This window comes from Cupriavidus yeoncheonensis, assembly GCF_905397275.1.
Lineage (GTDB): Bacteria > Pseudomonadota > Gammaproteobacteria > Burkholderiales > Burkholderiaceae > Cupriavidus > Cupriavidus yeoncheonensis.
Genome location: NZ_CAJPUY010000006.1, coordinates 169,208 through 185,148 on the forward strand (window position 1 = coordinate 169,208; position 15,941 = coordinate 185,148).

A 15,941-nucleotide genomic window follows, 5' to 3' on the forward strand; every position below is an offset into this window, starting at 1 on the left:
GGGCTTAGCGCGCTTAGCGCACGATCCCGAGCCGCGCCTTGGCCGCGTCGTACTCGGCCTTCATGCGCGCGACGATCTCGCCGGCCGGCGGGATATCGTGGATCTGGCCCACGCCCTGGCCGGCGCCCCAGATGTCCTTCCAGGCCTTGGCCTTGGAGCTGCCGCTGGAGAAGTCCATCTTGCTCTTGTCCGCCACGGGCAGGTTCTCGGGGTCGAGACCGGCACCCACGATGCTCTCGCGGATGTAGTTGCCGTGCACGCCGGTAAACAGGTTGGTGTAGATGATGTCGGCGGCGGCCGAGTCTGTGATCGACTGCTTGTACGACTCGTTCGCATGCGCTTCCTGCGAGGCGATGAAGCGCGTGCCCACGTAGGCGAAGTCGGCGCCCATGGCCTGCGCGGCCAGCACGGCATCGCCAGTCGCGATCGAGCCCGACAGCGCGATGGGACCGTCGAAGATCTTGCGGACCTCGCCGACCAGCGCGAACGGCGACAGCATGCCGGCATGGCCGCCGGCGCCGGCGGCCACCAGGATCAGGCCGTCCACGCCGGCTTCCAGCGCCTTTTCGGCATGGCGCAGGTTGATGACGTCGTGCAGCACGATGCCGCCGTAGCTGTGCACGGCATCGATCATTTCCTTCATCGGCGCGCGCAGCGAGGTGATGAAGACCGGCACCTTGTGGTCCACGCAGACCTTGATGTCATGTTCGAGCCGAGCGTTCGACGCATGCACGATCTGGTTCACCGCGATCGGGCCGACCGGCTTGCCGGGATTGGCCGCCTGGAAGCTGGCCAGTTCCGCCTGTATCTGCGTGAGCCATTCGTCGAGCAGCTCCGCCGGACGCGCGTTCAGCGCCGGGAACGAACCGACGATGCCGGCCTTGCACTGCGCCAGTACCAGTTCCGGATAGCTGACGATGAACATCGGCGAGGCAATGACGGGAAGAGCCAGGTTTTGCAGCACCTGGGGCAGCTGTCGGGCGGCGGGCATGGAGTCTCCTGAACCACGTGCGGGCGCCGGTGGCACCCTGAAATGAACGGTCGTTCGATTATAGGGATTTTCGGATTGCGCAGGCTAGAACCCTCAATCTACGCCATTTCGGGGAATCGTCGGTTCCGACGAGGCCTGCCGGATGAGCCGGCCGCAAGAATCGCGTCAGGCACGCAAGCGGCTGCCGCTTTGCACGGCGGCCCGACAACCTCATGGAGACAGTCATGCCCGCAGCTAGCCGCCGTACCTTTGCCGTCCGATTGGTTGCCGTCTGCCTTGCCGGGATGCTGCCGTGCCTGGCCGGCGCGCAGTCCGCCGGGAGCTATCCGGCGCGGCCGGTGCGGCTGGTGGTGCCGTACCCGCCGGGCGGCCCGACCGATACCGCGTCCCGCATCATCGGCCAGAAGCTGAGCGAGGCGCTGGGCCAGCCGGTGGTGATCGACAATCGGCCCGGGGCATCCGGCACCATCGGTGCCGAAGCGGTGGCGCGCAGCGCGCCGGACGGCTACACGCTGCTGGTCATGACCAACCCGACGCTGCTGGCGCCGCACCTCACGCATCGCAAGAGCTATGACCTGTTCAGGGACTTCGCGCCGGTGGCGTCGGCCTATGACCTGCCCATTGTCATGGTGGTCAATCCGAAGGCCTTGCCGGATGTGACCACGCTGCCCCAGTACATCGCCTACGCCAGGGCGCACCCGGGCGCCAACAACTACACCAGCGCCAGCAACGGCAGCTTCGGCCATATCTCGACGGAGCTGCTCAAGAGCCTGGGCCATTTCGATGCGCAGCACGTGCCATACAAGGGCAGCGCACCGGCCATGGCGGATGTGCTGGCGGGGCAGGTGCCGATGATGTTCTCGGACATGATCGCGGCGCTGCCGCATATCAGGGCCGGCAAACTGCAGCCGGTCGCGATGGGCTCGGCGCGGCGCGTGAGCTTTGCGCCGGACGTGAAGACCATCGCGGAACAGGGCTTCCCGGGGTTCGACGCGACGTCGTGGGCGGGCATCGTGGCGCCGGCCGGCACGCCGCCGGATATCGTCGCGAAGCTCAGTGGTGAGCTGAAGCGCGTGCTGGCCGACCCGGCCGTGCAGGAGAAGCTGCAAGGCGCCGGGACGCTGGCGGCCTACATGCCGCCCGAGCAGTTTGCCGCGCGCATGCGGGACGAGTATCGGAAGTGGGGGAAGGTGATCGAGGACAACGGGATCCGGGCGGATTGACTTCAGCGCCCGCAAGGCACGACCAGCCGGTCATCGCCAGCAACAGCCCAAAAAAATGCCCCGCACAGGCGGGGCATCAATTACCACGAAGACTGATAAAAGAAGCAAGCAGTCAGGGCACCTGCCAATGCCGCAACCGCACACAAAATATAGTCGCCGATTGTGACGTTGCCATGGCAGCCTGGTGAAAACCCTGAGGTACGCTATGCAGCGGGTTGCCTATGGACGATCGCCCCATAACCTATAGCCCGTAGCGCTTGATCTTGTCGTACAAGGTTGCCTTCCCCACCTGCAGCAGGTCCGCCGCCTGGCTGACGGCGCCGCCGGTGCGGGCCAGCGCATCGGCGATGACGGCGCGTTCGAAATGCTCCATGCGCTCGCGCAGCGGTGCGGTCTCGTCGGGTGCCGCAGCGGCCGCGCCGGCCTGGCCGCCTTCGGGCACGCCCAGTACCAGCCGGTCCGCGGCATTGCGCAGTTCGCGCACGTTGCCGGGCCATGGCCGCTGCGCCAGCGCCTGGCGTTGCGACTCGGACAGGATGGGGGCAGGCCGCTGGTACCGCACCGCGGCGATCAGCATGAAATGCTCGAACAGCGGCACGATGTCCTCGCGCCGCTCGCGCAGCGGCGGCAGCGCAATGGTGACGACGTTGAGGCGGTAGTAGAGATCCTGCCGGAAGACGCCCTGTGCGACCAGCGCGTCCATGTCGCCCTTGGCGGCCGCCACGATGCGCACGTCGATCTTCACCGATGCATTGGACCCGAGCCGTTCCAGCGTCCCTTCCTGCAGTACGCGCAGCAGCTTGACCTGCAAGGCAAGCGGCATGCTTTCAATCTCGTCGAGGAACAGCGTGCCGCCCGAGGCGTGCTCGAGCTTGCCGATGCGCCGCTTGCCGGCGCCGGTGAAGGCGCCGGCCTCGTGGCCGAACATTTCGCTTTCGAAGATCGACTCCGGCACCGCGCCGCAATTGAGTGCGATGAACGGCCCGTCGGCGCGGTTCGACAGCGCATGCAGGCTGCGCGCCACCAGTTCCTTGCCGGTGCCGGTCTCGCCGTTGATCATGACCGGCACGTCGGTCGCCGCGACGTTGGCCACCAGCGCACGCACCTGATCGATCGCATGCGAGCGGCCGATGATGCGTGTGCCCGCCGCCGGGCCCGCCAGTTCGCGCCGCAGCGCCTGGTTCTCCAGTTCGAGGCCGCGCCGTTCGATGGCGCGCCGCACGGTGTCGGTCAGGCGGTCGGCGCCGAAGGGCTTCTCGATGAAGTCATAGGCGCCTTCGCGCATGGCCTGCACGGCCATGGTGATATCGCCGTGGCCGGTCACCAGGATCACCGGCACGCCGGGCGCGGCGTTGCGGCAATGCTGGAGCAGGTCCAGCCCGCTGGCGCCGGGCAGACGCACGTCGGTGACCAGCACGCCGGGGAAACCGGCGCCCAGGTGGGGCAGGGCGGCTTCGGCCGAGGGCAGCGCCAGCACGGAGAAGCCGGCCAGCTCCAGGCTTTGCGCGGTGGCCTGGCGCACCAGCGGTTCGTCTTCGACGAAAAGGACGCGCAAACCGTCTTGCATCGGATGCCTCAATGTGTCTGGCTGGCCGGCGCACCGGCTTCCGCCGGGGCGCGCGCCAGCACGATGGTGAATACCGCGCCGCCGCCATCGGCATTGGCGGCGCTCAGTTGTCCGCCGAACTCGCGCACGATCGACGACGTGATGGCCAGGCCGAGGCCCAGTCCCTGTCCGGTTTCCTTGGTCGTGAAGAAGGGCTCGAACAGGCGCGGCAGGTCTTCCGGCGGGATGCCGGTGCCATTGTCACGCACCTGGATCGTCACGGTGCCTGCCTCGGCGCGCACGGACAGGTCGATGCGGCCCTGCGCGGGCGCGGCGCTGGCGATGGCGTCGAGCGCGTTGCCGACCAGGTTGACCAGCACCTGCTCGAGCTTGAGTTCGTCGGCGCGCACGGCGATGCCGGGCAGCGCGTCCAGGCCATCCACATGCAATGCCACGCCGGACAGCCGCGGGGCCAGCAATGCGAGCACGTGTTCGATCGCGGCGCGGACCTGCACCGAGCGGCGCGGCGGCCGCGCCTTGCCGGCAAACAGCTTGAGCTGGCCGGTGATCTTGCCCATGCGTTCGGTCAGGTCGGCAATGGCCGACAGGTTGCCTTCGGCCGCGCCGAGCTGGCCGCGCTCGAGCAGCACGCGCGTGTTGTCCGAGAACGTGCGCAGCGCCGCCAGCGGCTGGTTCAGCTCATGCGTGATGCCGGCGGCCATCTGTCCGAGCGCGGCCAGCTTGCTGGCCTGCACGAGTTCGTCCTGGGCCGCGCGCAGCTCGCTCTCGGCGCGGGTGCGCTCGGCGACTTCTTCCTCCAGCTTTTCGTTGATGGCCATCAGGTCGGCCGTGCGCGCTTCCACGCGCCGCTCCAGCTCGTCATAGGCGGCCTCCAGCAGGCGGCGGCTGTACAGCATGTCGCGCGCGCGCTGGCGGCGCTGGCGCCAGTTGACCAGCAGCAGGCAGATGCAGGCATAGGCCAGCGCCGCGGCCACGGTGGCGTTGCGCGCGTTGGCCAGCACGGGGTCGAGCGGCGCCATCACCTGCATGGTCCAGTCCGCCGGGCCCACCTTGCGGCCGAGTTCGAGGTAGCGGTCGGCACGCTCGCTGCCGTCGCGGTTGGTGCCGTTGGCGCGCACGCGCACCAGGCGCGCGCCGGGGTCCAGCGCGGTGGCGGCCAGCCACTCGGTCACCGGCGAGGTCAGCGGCTCCAGCGGCAGCGGTGTCACGTCGCGGTCGTGGTACTGGCGGGTCTTGCCGAGTTCGTCGTGCAGTTCGGGCGGCAGCGGGCCCAGCGTGCGGTACTGCCAGCCCGGCACGGAAGACAGGAAGATCACCCCGTGGTCGTCGCTGACCATGAGCGGCTCGGCGCTGCCGCCGCCGGCGCGCTGGAACCACTCCAGGTTGAGCTTGACCACCGTCACGCCGATCACCTTGCCGCCCGACTCGACGGGCTGGGCGATGTAGTACCCGGGTTCGTCGCTGGTGATGCCGATGGCGTAGAAGCGCCCCATCTCGCCGCGTGCGGCAATCTGGAAATAGGGGCGGAAGCGGTAGTCGGTGCCGACGAAGCTGCCGGGCTCGCCGGCGTTGCTGGCGGCAAGCGCGATGCCATTGGTGGCGATCACGTAGGTGGCCGACGCGTGCGAGCGCCGGTTGACCTCGGCCAGGTAGTGGTTGGCCGCGGCCACGCGGGCCGGGTCGCCAGGGGCCTGCAGCAGGCCGCGCACGAACGGGTGCAGCGATACCAGCGCGGGCAGGAATTCGTAGCGGTCGAGCGTGCTTTCGAGCGTGGCGGCGTAGCGGTCGGCGCGCGTGGCGGTGGATTCCTGCAGGGCCGCCAGGCCACGCTGCACCGATACCAGCCAGGTCAGCGCGCACAGCAGCACCAGCCCGGCCGCCAGCGCTACGGCAAAGCCCCACCAGCGGCGGTTCTCGCTGCCGGGCTCGTGCGCCGCCTGGACGGCGGCGGGGTCATGTACGGCGAGGAAGTCGTCGGAATGGGGCATCGGCGCGCGCGGAGGCTGTCGCGCCGATGATACTCGCTGCGGGGCGGCCGGCCCACCGCGCCGGCCAGCCCCGCGCGCGGCGTCAGACGTTCTGTCCGGCGTCGGCGAGCTTTTCGTCATCGTCAGTGCTCTGCTGCAGCGCCTGGCGGAGCTTGACCCGGTCGAGTTCGCGTTCCCAGGCCGAGACCACCACGGTGGCCACGCCGTTGCCGATGATGTTGGTCAGCGCGCGGCACTCGCTCATGAAGCGGTCGATGCCGAGGATCAGCACCATGCCGGCCACCGGGATGGTCGGCACCACCGCCAGCGTGGCGGCCAGCGTGATGAAGCCCGCGCCGGTCACGCCGCTGGCGCCCTTGGACGTGAGCATGGCCACCGCCAGGATGGTGAGCTGCTGCATCAGCGTCAGCTCGATGCCGGTGGCCTGCGCGATGAAGATCACCGCCATGGTCATGTAGATGTTGGTGCCGTCCAGGTTGAACGAGTACCCGGTCGGAACGACCAGGCCCACCACGGACTTGGAGCAGCCCAGCTTCTCCAGCTTTTCCATCAGGTGCGGCAGCGCGGCCTCGGAGGAGCTCGTGCCCAGCACGATCAGCAGCTCTTCCTTGATGTACGCGATAAAGCGCAGGATGTTGAAGCCGGTCAGGCGCGCGATCGTGCCGAGCACGAACACCACGAAGATGATGGCCGTGAAGTAGAACGTGCCGATCAGCTTGAGCAGCGGCACCAGCGAGCCCAGGCCGTACTTGCCGATGGTGAAGGCCATCGCGCCGAACGCGCCCAGCGGTGCCACCTTGGTGATGACATGCACGATGTGGAAGAACACCTTCGACACCTGTTCGATCAGCTGCACGACGATGCGCGCGCGCTCGCCGATGGCCGCCAGGGCCGCGCCGAAGAACATCGAAACCAGCAGGATCTGCAGGATGTCGCCGTTGGCGAAGGCGCTGATGATCGTGTCCGGGATGATGTGCATCAGGAACTCGACCGTGCTCTGGCCGTGCGCCTTGGACACGTACTGCTCGATCGCCTTGGCATCGAGCGTGGCCGGGTCGATGTTGAAGCCCACGCCCGGCTTGAGCAGGTGCGCGGCACCCAGCCCGATCAGCAGCGCGAAGGTGGAGACGATCTCGAAGTACAGCAGCGCCTTGCCGCCGACGCGGCCGACCTTCTTCATGTCGCTCATGCCGGCAATGCCGGTCACCACGGTACAGAAGATGATCGGCCCGATGATCATCTTGATCAGCTTGATGAAGCCATCGCCCAGGGGCTTCATGGCCACGCCCGTCTCGGGCCAGAAATGGCCCAGCAGGATGCCGACAAAGATGGCGAACAGCACCTGCACGTACAGGATCTTGTAGAAGGGTTTCTTCATGATGTCGTCCTCGGTTTCTTGGCCATACCCACCGGCGCGGCGGGCGCACGCCGTCGCGGATGCGGCGCGTCTGGGACCAAGGGATTGCAATCGATGTGCCAGCGTGTGGACTTTCGTTAACCCATTGATTTGAAAGGGGGCAGGCTAGCGCGGGCAGGGTCCGGCACTCCGGATTTCCGGAATTCCGGAATCGCCGGCTCCGGGGATTCGGAACGGCGGAGCCGCCTGGGGTGCCCGATATGGCACATCGGTGGGCCGGTTTGGGCGCGGTGCGTGCCGGCGATGCCGGTCGGGGTCCGGATTGCCTTAGTCCTGCCCCCGACACACCGTATAATTCCGAGCTTCCACCAATGCCGCCGGACGCGTCGCAACCCCGGGCCGGTGCGGCACGCCTTTTCCCCAGCACGCATGAGCAGCTACTACCAGCACCACGTTTTTTTCTGCCTCAACCAGCGCGAGGACGGCGAGAACTGCTGCGCCCAGCACAACGCCAGGGCCATGCAGGAATACGCCAAGAAGCGTTGCAAGGAGCTGGGCATCGCCGGCGGGGAAGGCCGCGTGCGCATCAACAAGGCCGGCTGCCTGAACCGGTGTGAACTCGGTCCGGTGCTGGTGGTCTACCCCGAGGCCGTCTGGTACACCTACGTCGACGAGCACGATATCGACGAGATCATCGACAGCCATCTGCTGCACGGCAAGCCGGTGGCGCGGCTGATGGTGGACCACTGACGGTGGCACCTGCCAGTGCGGCCGCAGTGGGCGGCAGCTCCGGCATCAAGGATGTCCCCGAGGTTTTCCGGTATTTCCCGTAGCAGTGCCGCTTCAGCCCGAGCGCAGCGGCAGCGTTTCCATTGCCCCCAGTTGCATCGTCCATTGCCATCATGAACGCGCATACCCAGGTACTGACCATTGCCGGCCCGGCCGGCGCGATCGACCTCTCGGTCGACCTGCCGCAAGCGGCGCCGCGCGGCCTGGCGCTGGTGGCGCACCCGCACCCGCTGTTCGGCGGCACCAAGGACAACAAGGTGGCGCAGACCCTGGCGCGCTGCTTCGTGCAGCTTGGCTACGCCACGGTGCGCCCGAACTTCCGTGGCGTGGGCGACAGCGCCGGCGTGCATGACAACGGCGTGGGCGAGCAGGACGACCTGCTGGCCGTAATCGCGTGGATGCGCGAACAGACCGCGTGGTCGCCCGATGCCGCCACGCTGCCGCTGGCCTTGGGCGGCTTCTCGTTCGGCAGCTTCGTGACCACGCACGTCGCAAAGCGCCTGGCCGATGCCGGCACGCCCGCACAGCGCCTGGCGCTGGTCGGGACCGCCGCGAGCCGCTGGCAGGTGGCCGACGTGCCGGCCGATACCATCGTCATCCATGGCGAGCAGGACGAAACCGTGCCGCTGCAGAGCGTGTTCGACTGGGCCCGCCCGCAGGAGCTGCCGGTCATTGTCATCCCCGGCGCCGATCATTTCTTTCATCGCAAGCTGCACCTGATCAAGCAGCTCGTCGTCAATGCGTGGGACCGGTGAGGCCGGACGGCACGCCGTCCGGGGTGCCATGCCGGCACCCGCAACCGTTCTTCGCGAAACTTATCTTGTCGGAAACTGAAACATGCTGAACAGAGCCACGCCGCGCCTTGCGTCCGTCTTTGCCCCCGCCGCCATCGTCGCGGCAGCCACGCTCGCGGCCGCGCCCGCTGCCGTCCTGGCCCAGGGCGTGCCGATGCCGCAGGTGGCGGCCAAATCCTGGATGCTGTACGACGTGACCAGCGGCCAGGCCCTGGCGTCGCAGAACGCGGACCTGCGTATCGAGCCGGCGTCGCTGACCAAGCTGATGACCGCCTACCTGGCGTTCGAGGCGCTCAAGGAAAAGCGCCTGACGCTGGACCAGGCCGTGGTGCCGACCACGCTGGTGCTGAAGGTCAAAAGCGATGAATCACGCATGTTCATCGAGCCCAACAAGCCGGTCACCGTGCAGGACCTGCTGCTGGGCCTGATCGTGCAGTCGGGCAACGACGCCGCGCTGGCGCTGGCCGAAGCCGTGGGCGGCTCGGAAGAGGGCTTCGTCGCGATGATGAACCGCGAAGCCCAGCGCATGGGCATGAAGAACAGCCACTTCACCAACACCGACGGCATTCCCGACCCGAACCACTACACCACGGCAGTGGATCTGGCGACGCTGACCACGCGCCTGATCCAGGACTTCCCCGAGTACTACGGCATGTACTCGCAGAAGGAGTTCACCTATAACAAGATCAAGCAGCCCAACCGCAACCGCCTGCTCTACATCGACCCGACCGTGGACGGTGTCAAGACCGGCCACACCAAGTCGGCCGGCTATTGCCTGATCTCGTCGGCCAAGCGTCCGCTGGCCAATGTGCCGAACGGCTCGCGCCGCCTGGTGTCGATCGTGATCGGCACCACCACCGAGCAGGTGCGCACGCAGGAAAGCCTGAAGATCCTCAACTACGGCTTCCAGTTCTTCGACACGCTGCGCCTGTATGACAAGGGCCAGGTGCTGGCCACGCCCGATATCTACAAGGGCAAGAACAGCACGGTCAAGATCGGCGTGCAGAACGAGACCTTCGTCACCGTGCCCAAGGGCACGGGCGGTCGCCTGAAGCCTGTGCTCGAGCGCCAGGAACTGCTGATCGCCCCGATCGCTGCGGGCCAGCAGGTGGGCACGGTGAAGCTGATGGACGGCACCAGCAAGGTGGCGGAGTTCCCGGTCGTGGCGCTGGAAGAAGTGCCCGAGGCCGGCTTCTTCGGCCGCCTGTGGGACACCATCCGCCTGTGGTTCAAGCGCAAGTGATGTGATGGAGCGGCCCGGCACGCCATGCGTGCGCCGGGCTGCCGGAGAAACCGAAATGACAGCCGACAACCATGGCGGCGGCAAGCCGGGCGACATCCCGCCCGAGCAGTCGCTGATCGAGTACCCCAGTGATTTCCCCATCAAGGTGATGGGCGCGATGCAGGACGGCTTTGCCGAAGCCATCGTGACGCTGGTGCAGGAGTTCGACCCTGGCTTCCACGCCGGCAAGATGGAGATGCGTCCGTCGAGCAAGGGCAACTACCTTGGCCTGACCGTCACGGTGCGGGTCACCAGCCGCGAGCAGCTCGACGATCTCTACCGCGCGCTGACGGCGCATCCGATGGTGAAGGTGGTGCTGTAAGGCATCGCGCTTCCGAAGTCGATTTGTTTTCTCCTCTCTCCCGCTGGCGGGAGAGAGGCCGGGGGAGAGGGCAGGCGGGGACATACAGACGCCTGTCACTTCGTTGACACTCCGGCCCTCACCCCAACCCCTCTCCTGCCAACGGGAGAAGGGAGCCGCGCCGCAGCGTACGAACGCCGCGGCTTCGGCAAGTTTTCCCCATACCGACATGAACACCATCACCCTCAAGCCTGGCAAGGAAAAGTCCCTGCTGCGCCGCCACCCGTGGATCTACGCCACCGGGATCGCCACCACTGAAGGCCGCTGCGAGCCGGGCGCGACCGTCATCGTGCGCGCCGCCGACGGCCGTTTCCTGGCCAAGGCCGCCTACAGCCCGGAATCGCAGATCCGCGCGCGCGCGTGGACCTTCGACGAGAACGAGCCGGTCGACCACGCGCTGTTCAAGCGCCGCGTGGCAGCGGCGATCGCCTATCGCCGGCAATGGGTGAAGGACAGCGATGCGGTACGCCTGATCTTCGGCGAATCGGACCGCCTGCCGGGCCTGATCGTCGACTACTACGGCAACGGCGCCGATGGCCAGCTGGTGTGCCAGTTCAATTCCGCCGGCGTGGAGCACTGGAAGACCGCCATCGTGCAGGCGCTGGTCAGGGAAACCGGCTGCCCGAACGTGTACGAACGCTCCGACGCCGCCGTGCGCCAGCGCGAGGGGCTGGAGCTGGTGACCGGCGTGCTGGCCGGCGCCGAGCCCGATCCGGCGCTGTCGGTGACCGAGCATGGCGTGCGCTACTACGTGGACGTGCGCAACGGCCACAAGACCGGCTTCTATGTCGACCAGCGCGACAACCGCAAGCTGGTCGGCGACCTTGCCGCCGGGCGCGAGGTGCTGAACTGCTTCTGCTACACCGGTGGTTTTTCGCTGGCGGCGCTGCGTGGCGGTGCCACCTCGGTGACGTCGATCGATTCCTCGGGCGAGGCGCTGAAGATCGCCGCGGGCAATGTCGCGCTCAATGGCTTCGACGAGAACCGTGCGACCTGGCTCGACGCCGACGTGTTCAAGACGCTGCGCGAGTTCCGCGCGGAAGGGCGCCAGTTCGACCTGATCGTGCTCGACCCGCCCAAGTTCGCGCCGTCGGCCCAACACATCGACCGCGCCGCGCGCGCCTACAAGGAAATCAACCTCGTCGGCACGCAACTGCTGCGTCCGGGCGGGCTGCTGTTCACGTACTCGTGCTCGGGCGCGATCAGCATGGAGCTGTTCCAGAAGATCGTGGCCGGCGCGGTGACGGACGCGCGCGCCGATGCGCGCATCCTGCGCCGGCTGTCGGCGGGTACGGACCATCCGATGCTGTCGGCGTTCCCGGAAGGGGAGTATCTGAAGGGCTTGCTGCTGGAGAAGGTGGCCTGAAGACGGCCGGGCCGGCCGCGTTCAGCGCCACATATTGCGCATGCGGCTGGCCAGATCCACCGGCGCCAGCGTCGCCTTCGAAGGCGACGCTCCCGGCATCGGCGGAGGCGGCCAGGACCGGCTGTAGAAATTCGGCATCACCCGGTTCGGCAGGAAACGCGTGCGCGACGCATACACGTGGCGATCGCCGAACCCCGGCTGCTGGTGCACATAGAAGCGCTGCGGCACTACGACGTCCAGATGGTCCCTGGCGCGCGTCATGGCCACATACAGCAGCCGCCTTTCCTCTTCGATCTCTTCCGTGGTGCCCGTCGCCAGGTCGGACGGCATGCAGCCGTCCACGGCATTGAGCACGTACACCGCCTTCCATTCCTGGCCCTTGGCCGAGTGGATCGTCGACAGGATCAGGAAATCCTCATCGCGCAGCGGCACGCCCGATTCATCGCTTGACGCACTGGGCGGGTCCAGCGTCAGTTCCGTCAGGAAGCGCTCGCGCGAGGCATAGGTCGCGGCAATGCGTTCGAGCTGCTGCAGGTCGGCCATGCGCGCGGCGGCATCGTCGTGGATGCGCTCCAGGTGCGGCTGGTACCAGGCGATGACCTGCTCGAACTCCGACGGCCACGGCGACGCCGGCCCGAGCAGCGTGCGGGCCAGCGCCAGCAGGTCGGCCCAGGCCGGTGCGGCGGCTGGCGGCGCCTCGAATGATTCCAGCGCGAACAGCGGCTCGGTGGCGACCGCGAGCGCGTCGAGCACGCGCGCGGCGGTCTTGGGCCCGATGCCGGGCAGCAGCTGCAGCGTGCGGAAACCCGCGATGCGGTCGAGCGGATTCTGGAGCCAGCGCACCACGGCCATCGCGTCCTTCACGTGCGTGGATTCGAGGAACTTGAGGCCGCCGAACTTCACGAACGGGATATTGCGCCGGGCCAGTTCGATCTCGAGCTGGGCGCTGTGGTCGGCAGCGCGGAACAGCACCGCCTGCGCCATCAGCGCCAGGCCCGCCTCGCGCCGCTCGAGCACGCGCTCGACCACGTAGCGGGCCTGGTCGGCCTCATCGTTGACGACGACCACGCCCGGCTTCTCGGCCGACGCGCGCTCGGACCACAGATCCTTCGTGTAGCGCTCGGCGGCGAGCCCGATCACCGCGTTGGCGGCCTGCAGGATCGGCTGCGTCGAACGGTAGTTCTGCGACAGCGTGACCTGCTGCGCGGGCGGCGTGAACTGCGCGGGGAAATCGAGGATATTGCGCACGGTGGCGCCGCGGAACGCATAGATCGACTGCGCGTCGTCGCCAACCACCGTGAGGCCGCAACCGTCGGGCCGCAGCGCCAGCAGGATCGACGCCTGCAGCGCGTTGGTATCCTGGTATTCGTCGACCAGCACATGGTCGAAGCGCGCGCCCATGTCCTGCGCGATGGCGGGTTCGGTCAAGGCCTGCGCCCAGTACAGCAGCAGGTCGTCGTAGTCGAGCACCTGCTGTTTCTGCTTGGCCTCCACATAGCCCGCGAACAGCGCGCGCAGCGCATCGACCCACATGGTGTAGCGCGGGAACCAGAGCTTGAGCACGTCTTCGAGCGGCGCCTGCGTGTTGACCACGCGCGAATAGATCGACAGGCAGGTTTCCTTCTTCGGGAAGCGGCTGGCCTGCTCGGACAACCCCAGGTCGTGCCGCACCACGTGCATCAGGTCGGCCGCGTCGCCGCGGTCGCAGATGGTGAAGGCCGGTGACAGTCCCAGCGTTTCCGCATATTCGCGCAGCAGGCGCGCGCCGATCGCGTGGAAGGTGCCGGACCACTGCAGCGCGGCCCGGCCGGCGCCGGTACTGGTGCCGAGCGCCTGGTCGACGATGCGCTCCACGCGCCGCCCCATCTCCGCCGCCGCGCGGCGTGAAAAGGTCAACAGCAGGATGCGGCGCGGATCGGTGCCATTGAGCACCAGGTGCGCGACACGATGCGCGAGCGTATTGGTCTTGCCGGAGCCCGCGCCCGCGATGATCAGCAGCGGTCCGTCGCTGTGATGCTCGACCGCCGTGCGCTGCTCCGGATTGAGCCGTGCCAGGTAGGCGGGGACGTCATCGTCCGGCGAGGCTGGTTCGGCAAGGGCGGAAGGCGATTCCGCAAGGGGGGCAAGATCCAGTGACACGGGCGGGCGGTTCGGGTGTGTGGCCGCCGTCGATGGCGGGCAGGAAGACTGGCGCAAACTGTATATCCATACAGGCCATGGGCGCAAGCCGGTCGAAGCGCGCGCGGCACCGGTCCAACAAAAAAGGTGCTCGATGAGCACCTTTTCGCAGCCGTTGCCGGGAATTCGTCAGGCCGCCTGGCCCAGCGCGCCGTCGAGCAGCTTGTGCAGGGCGTCCCATTCGGGCTCGCCGACATAGCGCTTCAGGATGCGGCCGTCCTTGTCGACGACGAAGGTGGTCGGCGTCAGCTGCACATTGCCGAAGGCCTTGGCGGCGGCACCGTCCGAGTCCATCGCGACCTTGAACGGCAGCCCGCGTGTCTTGGCGTAGTTCATCACGTACATCGGCGGATCGTAGTTCATGGCCACGGCCACAAATTCCAGGCCCTTGCCCTTGAACTGCTCGTAGGTGCGGACCATGTCCGGCATTTCCTTGACGCAGGTGGCGCAGCTCGTGGCCCAGAAGTTGATCAGGTAGACCTTGCCCTTGAGGTCGCCCGTACTGACCTTCTCGCCCGAGAGCAGCGTGAAGGTGGCGGCGGGTACCTGGCTCGAAGGCGACAGCGCGCGGTAGCCGAACCAGCCCAGCGCGGCGAGTACGACGACGACCACGGCGATGGGCCACAGCTTGCGGGGTTTGGAGGTGGCGGAGGCGGCGTTTGTCATGGCAATGCGGTCCGGCATGGGCCGGGCCCGTTCAACTGGCAACAGCGCATTCTAAACCCGGGCGCGGCGCGATGCCGTAATGCTTCGCCTGCGTCAATCCGCCGCAGCCGGCGTGCTCAGCGTGCAGTGGCGACGGCAGCACGTGCCTGGCCCAGCGCCTGTTCAAGATAGGCGCCGTAGAAATCGGGCTGGAGGCCGCGCAACGGGCCGGCGGCCTGCCGCCCGTCGCGATCGAGGAACAGCACGGTCGGGGCCACGCGTACCTGGTGGGCCCGCGCCCACGCGCGCGCGGTGGTCATGGTGCCGTCGGTGTCGCGCAGCGGCGTGTCGGCGGTCATGTCGACTTCGCGCACCGCTATCTCGCCGGCCGCTGCCTGCGGGCCGAGATAGCTCTTGCGCACGGTGTCGCAGTAGCCGCAATCGGGCAGCGAAACCAGCACCACGAGCGGCTCTCCGCGGCGCGCCGCGTCGGCGGCGTGGGCGGCCAGGTCGGTTGCACGCGGCAGGTGCGGCAGGTGTGGCGTACCCGCGCCGGCGCGGCCGGCGAGCGTGGCCAATGCCAGCAGTGCGGCTGCCGCAAGACGAACGGAGGGGCGACGGGTCGGGATGAGCGGGGGCATGGTGTGAAGCGCAGCAAGCACGGGCCGGCGGCTTCCCGGATAATACCGGTTTCCGCCCGGCGGCGAGGCGCCTGCCCGCCGTCGTCCCCGGCCCAGACAATAAGCGCCGCACCGTACGGCCACGTCCCCGATGCCCCTTGCTCAGGTCTGTCAGTGGTTCTCCCGGCTCAGCGTGGTGCTGCCGGCCATGCTCGCCGTGGCCTGGCTCGGCGCGTGTTCGCCGCGCTATGACTGGCGCACGATCCAGTCGGGCGAGGGCGGCTATGCCGCGCTCTACCCGGGCAAGCCCACGAGCGCCGCGCGCGACGTCGCGATTGCCGGGCACAAGCTGCCGATGACCATGGAGGCGGCGCGCGTCGACGACATGTTGTTCGCGGTCGGCGTGGTCACATTGCCGGCCGACGATGCCGCGCTGCGCCGCGAGGCGCTGGCCGCCATGCAGTCCGGCCTGCTGGCCAACCTTGGCGTGCATGCCGGCGAGCCCGCGCGCACGCGCGCGGTGACGATCCAGTCCGCCGACCAGCCGGCGCGGCCGCTCGATGGCATCGAGGTCGAGGCGAGCGGGGTGTCGCCGCAGGATCAGTTGCCGCGCCGCCTGACCGCGCGGCTCGTGGCCGTCGGCACGCGCGCCTACCAGGCCGTGGTGCTGGAGTCGGGCGATGGTGCGCGCGACCAGCGCCACGCGGAGCAGGTGGAGCAGTTCCTGGGCGGGTTCCATCCATATTGATCCGCCCCCGATGGTTTTGTCTGAAGGAGAGA

Annotated in this window: 14 protein-coding genes; 7 read left to right on the top strand and 7 right to left on the bottom strand. The window is 67.9% G+C overall.

Annotated features, from left to right (window positions below; genetic code table 11):
• Positions 1-13 precede the first annotated feature (13 nt).
• On the bottom strand, positions 14-991 hold the full coding sequence (locus KHO22_RS10235) for an NAD(P)H-dependent flavin oxidoreductase (protein ID WP_211947019.1): 978 nt from the start codon (positions 989-991) through the stop codon (positions 14-16).
• Positions 992-1,215: 224 nt separating this feature from the next.
• Here KHO22_RS10235 and KHO22_RS10240 point away from each other — a divergent pair, with 224 nt between their 5' ends.
• On the top strand, positions 1,216-2,214 hold the full coding sequence (locus KHO22_RS10240; RefSeq protein ID WP_211947020.1) for a Bug family tripartite tricarboxylate transporter substrate binding protein: 999 nt from the start codon (positions 1,216-1,218) through the stop codon (positions 2,212-2,214).
• 241 nt (positions 2,215-2,455) lie between these two features.
• Here the strand turns inward: KHO22_RS10240 and KHO22_RS10245 are convergent, their stop codons facing one another.
• From KHO22_RS10245 to KHO22_RS10255, 3 genes are all read right to left on the bottom strand, one after another.
• The gene (locus tag KHO22_RS10245) at positions 2,456-3,781 is read right to left on the bottom strand and encodes a sigma-54-dependent transcriptional regulator (RefSeq protein ID WP_211947021.1); all 1,326 of its coding nucleotides are present in this window, start codon (positions 3,779-3,781) and stop codon (positions 2,456-2,458) included.
• Between the two features lie 8 nt (positions 3,782-3,789).
• Positions 3,790-5,769 (bottom strand): sensor histidine kinase, encoded by a 1,980-nt coding sequence (locus KHO22_RS10250; protein WP_211947022.1) that lies wholly within the window; start codon positions 5,767-5,769, stop codon positions 3,790-3,792.
• Between the two features lie 82 nt (positions 5,770-5,851).
• Entirely contained in the window at positions 5,852-7,147 is a 1,296-nt protein-coding gene (locus tag KHO22_RS10255; RefSeq protein WP_211947023.1) for a dicarboxylate/amino acid:cation symporter, read from the bottom strand.
• A 408-nt stretch (positions 7,148-7,555) separates the two neighbouring features.
• Here KHO22_RS10255 and KHO22_RS10260 point away from each other — a divergent pair, with 408 nt between their 5' ends.
• The 5 genes from KHO22_RS10260 (at position 7,556) to KHO22_RS10280 (ending at position 11,718) form a co-directional block, all read left to right on the top strand.
• The gene (locus KHO22_RS10260; protein ID WP_211947024.1) at positions 7,556-7,876 is read left to right on the top strand and encodes a (2Fe-2S) ferredoxin domain-containing protein; all 321 of its coding nucleotides are present in this window, start codon (positions 7,556-7,558) and stop codon (positions 7,874-7,876) included.
• 152 nt (positions 7,877-8,028) lie between these two features.
• Positions 8,029-8,670: an alpha/beta hydrolase gene (locus tag KHO22_RS10265; protein ID WP_211947025.1), complete on the top strand. Its 642-nt coding sequence runs from the start codon at positions 8,029-8,031 to the stop codon at positions 8,668-8,670.
• 82 nt (positions 8,671-8,752) lie between these two features.
• Positions 8,753-9,952: a D-alanyl-D-alanine carboxypeptidase family protein gene (locus tag KHO22_RS10270; protein ID WP_211947026.1), complete on the top strand. Its 1,200-nt coding sequence runs from the start codon at positions 8,753-8,755 to the stop codon at positions 9,950-9,952.
• 55 nt (positions 9,953-10,007) lie between these two features.
• Complete coding sequence (locus KHO22_RS10275; protein WP_211947027.1) at positions 10,008-10,313, top strand: YbeD family protein; 306 nt, start codon at positions 10,008-10,010, stop codon at positions 10,311-10,313.
• A gap of 208 nt (positions 10,314-10,521) precedes the next feature.
• Complete coding sequence (locus KHO22_RS10280; RefSeq protein WP_211947028.1) at positions 10,522-11,718, top strand: class I SAM-dependent rRNA methyltransferase; 1,197 nt, start codon at positions 10,522-10,524, stop codon at positions 11,716-11,718.
• A gap of 21 nt (positions 11,719-11,739) precedes the next feature.
• Here the strand turns inward: KHO22_RS10280 and KHO22_RS10285 are convergent, their stop codons facing one another.
• The 3 genes from KHO22_RS10285 to KHO22_RS10295 all read right to left on the bottom strand — a co-directional run bounded on the left by KHO22_RS10285 (position 11,740) and on the right by KHO22_RS10295 (position 15,182).
• Positions 11,740-13,857 (bottom strand): ATP-dependent helicase, encoded by a 2,118-nt coding sequence (locus KHO22_RS10285; protein ID WP_211947029.1) that lies wholly within the window; start codon positions 13,855-13,857, stop codon positions 11,740-11,742.
• Between the two features lie 168 nt (positions 13,858-14,025).
• Positions 14,026-14,562, bottom strand: coding sequence for a TlpA disulfide reductase family protein (locus KHO22_RS10290; protein WP_211947030.1), 537 nt, complete (start codon positions 14,560-14,562; stop codon positions 14,026-14,028).
• Positions 14,563-14,678: 116 nt separating this feature from the next.
• Entirely contained in the window at positions 14,679-15,182 is a 504-nt protein-coding gene (locus tag KHO22_RS10295; RefSeq protein ID WP_211947031.1) for a SoxW family protein, read from the bottom strand.
• Positions 15,183-15,312: 130 nt separating this feature from the next.
• On the opposite strand from KHO22_RS10295, the gene KHO22_RS10300 reads away from it, so the two are divergent.
• Positions 15,313-15,909, top strand: a complete 597-nt coding sequence (locus KHO22_RS10300) for a hypothetical protein (protein WP_211947032.1) — start codon at positions 15,313-15,315, stop codon at positions 15,907-15,909.
• Positions 15,910-15,941 lie beyond the last annotated feature (32 nt).

Coding starts and splice junctions, on each gene's coding strand:
- KHO22_RS10260 (WP_211947024.1), top strand. CDS start 7,556: ATGAGCAGCTACTACCAGCACCACGTTTTTTTCTGCCTCAACCAGCGC.
- KHO22_RS10255 (WP_211947023.1), bottom strand. CDS start 7,147: ATGAAGAAACCCTTCTACAAGATCCTGTACGTGCAGGTGCTGTTCGCC.
- KHO22_RS10290 (WP_211947030.1), bottom strand. CDS start 14,562: ATGACAAACGCCGCCTCCGCCACCTCCAAACCCCGCAAGCTGTGGCCC.
- KHO22_RS10265 (WP_211947025.1), top strand. CDS start 8,029: ATGAACGCGCATACCCAGGTACTGACCATTGCCGGCCCGGCCGGCGCG.
- KHO22_RS10280 (WP_211947028.1), top strand. CDS start 10,522: ATGAACACCATCACCCTCAAGCCTGGCAAGGAAAAGTCCCTGCTGCGC.
- KHO22_RS10235 (WP_211947019.1), bottom strand. CDS start 991: ATGCCCGCCGCCCGACAGCTGCCCCAGGTGCTGCAAAACCTGGCTCTT.
- KHO22_RS10270 (WP_211947026.1), top strand. CDS start 8,753: ATGCTGAACAGAGCCACGCCGCGCCTTGCGTCCGTCTTTGCCCCCGCC.
- KHO22_RS10275 (WP_211947027.1), top strand. CDS start 10,008: ATGACAGCCGACAACCATGGCGGCGGCAAGCCGGGCGACATCCCGCCC.
- KHO22_RS10245 (WP_211947021.1), bottom strand. CDS start 3,781: ATGCAAGACGGTTTGCGCGTCCTTTTCGTCGAAGACGAACCGCTGGTG.
- KHO22_RS10250 (WP_211947022.1), bottom strand. CDS start 5,769: ATGCCCCATTCCGACGACTTCCTCGCCGTACATGACCCCGCCGCCGTC.
- KHO22_RS10300 (WP_211947032.1), top strand. CDS start 15,313: ATGCCCCTTGCTCAGGTCTGTCAGTGGTTCTCCCGGCTCAGCGTGGTG.
- KHO22_RS10295 (WP_211947031.1), bottom strand. CDS start 15,182: ATGCCCCCGCTCATCCCGACCCGTCGCCCCTCCGTTCGTCTTGCGGCA.
- KHO22_RS10240 (WP_211947020.1), top strand. CDS start 1,216: ATGCCCGCAGCTAGCCGCCGTACCTTTGCCGTCCGATTGGTTGCCGTC.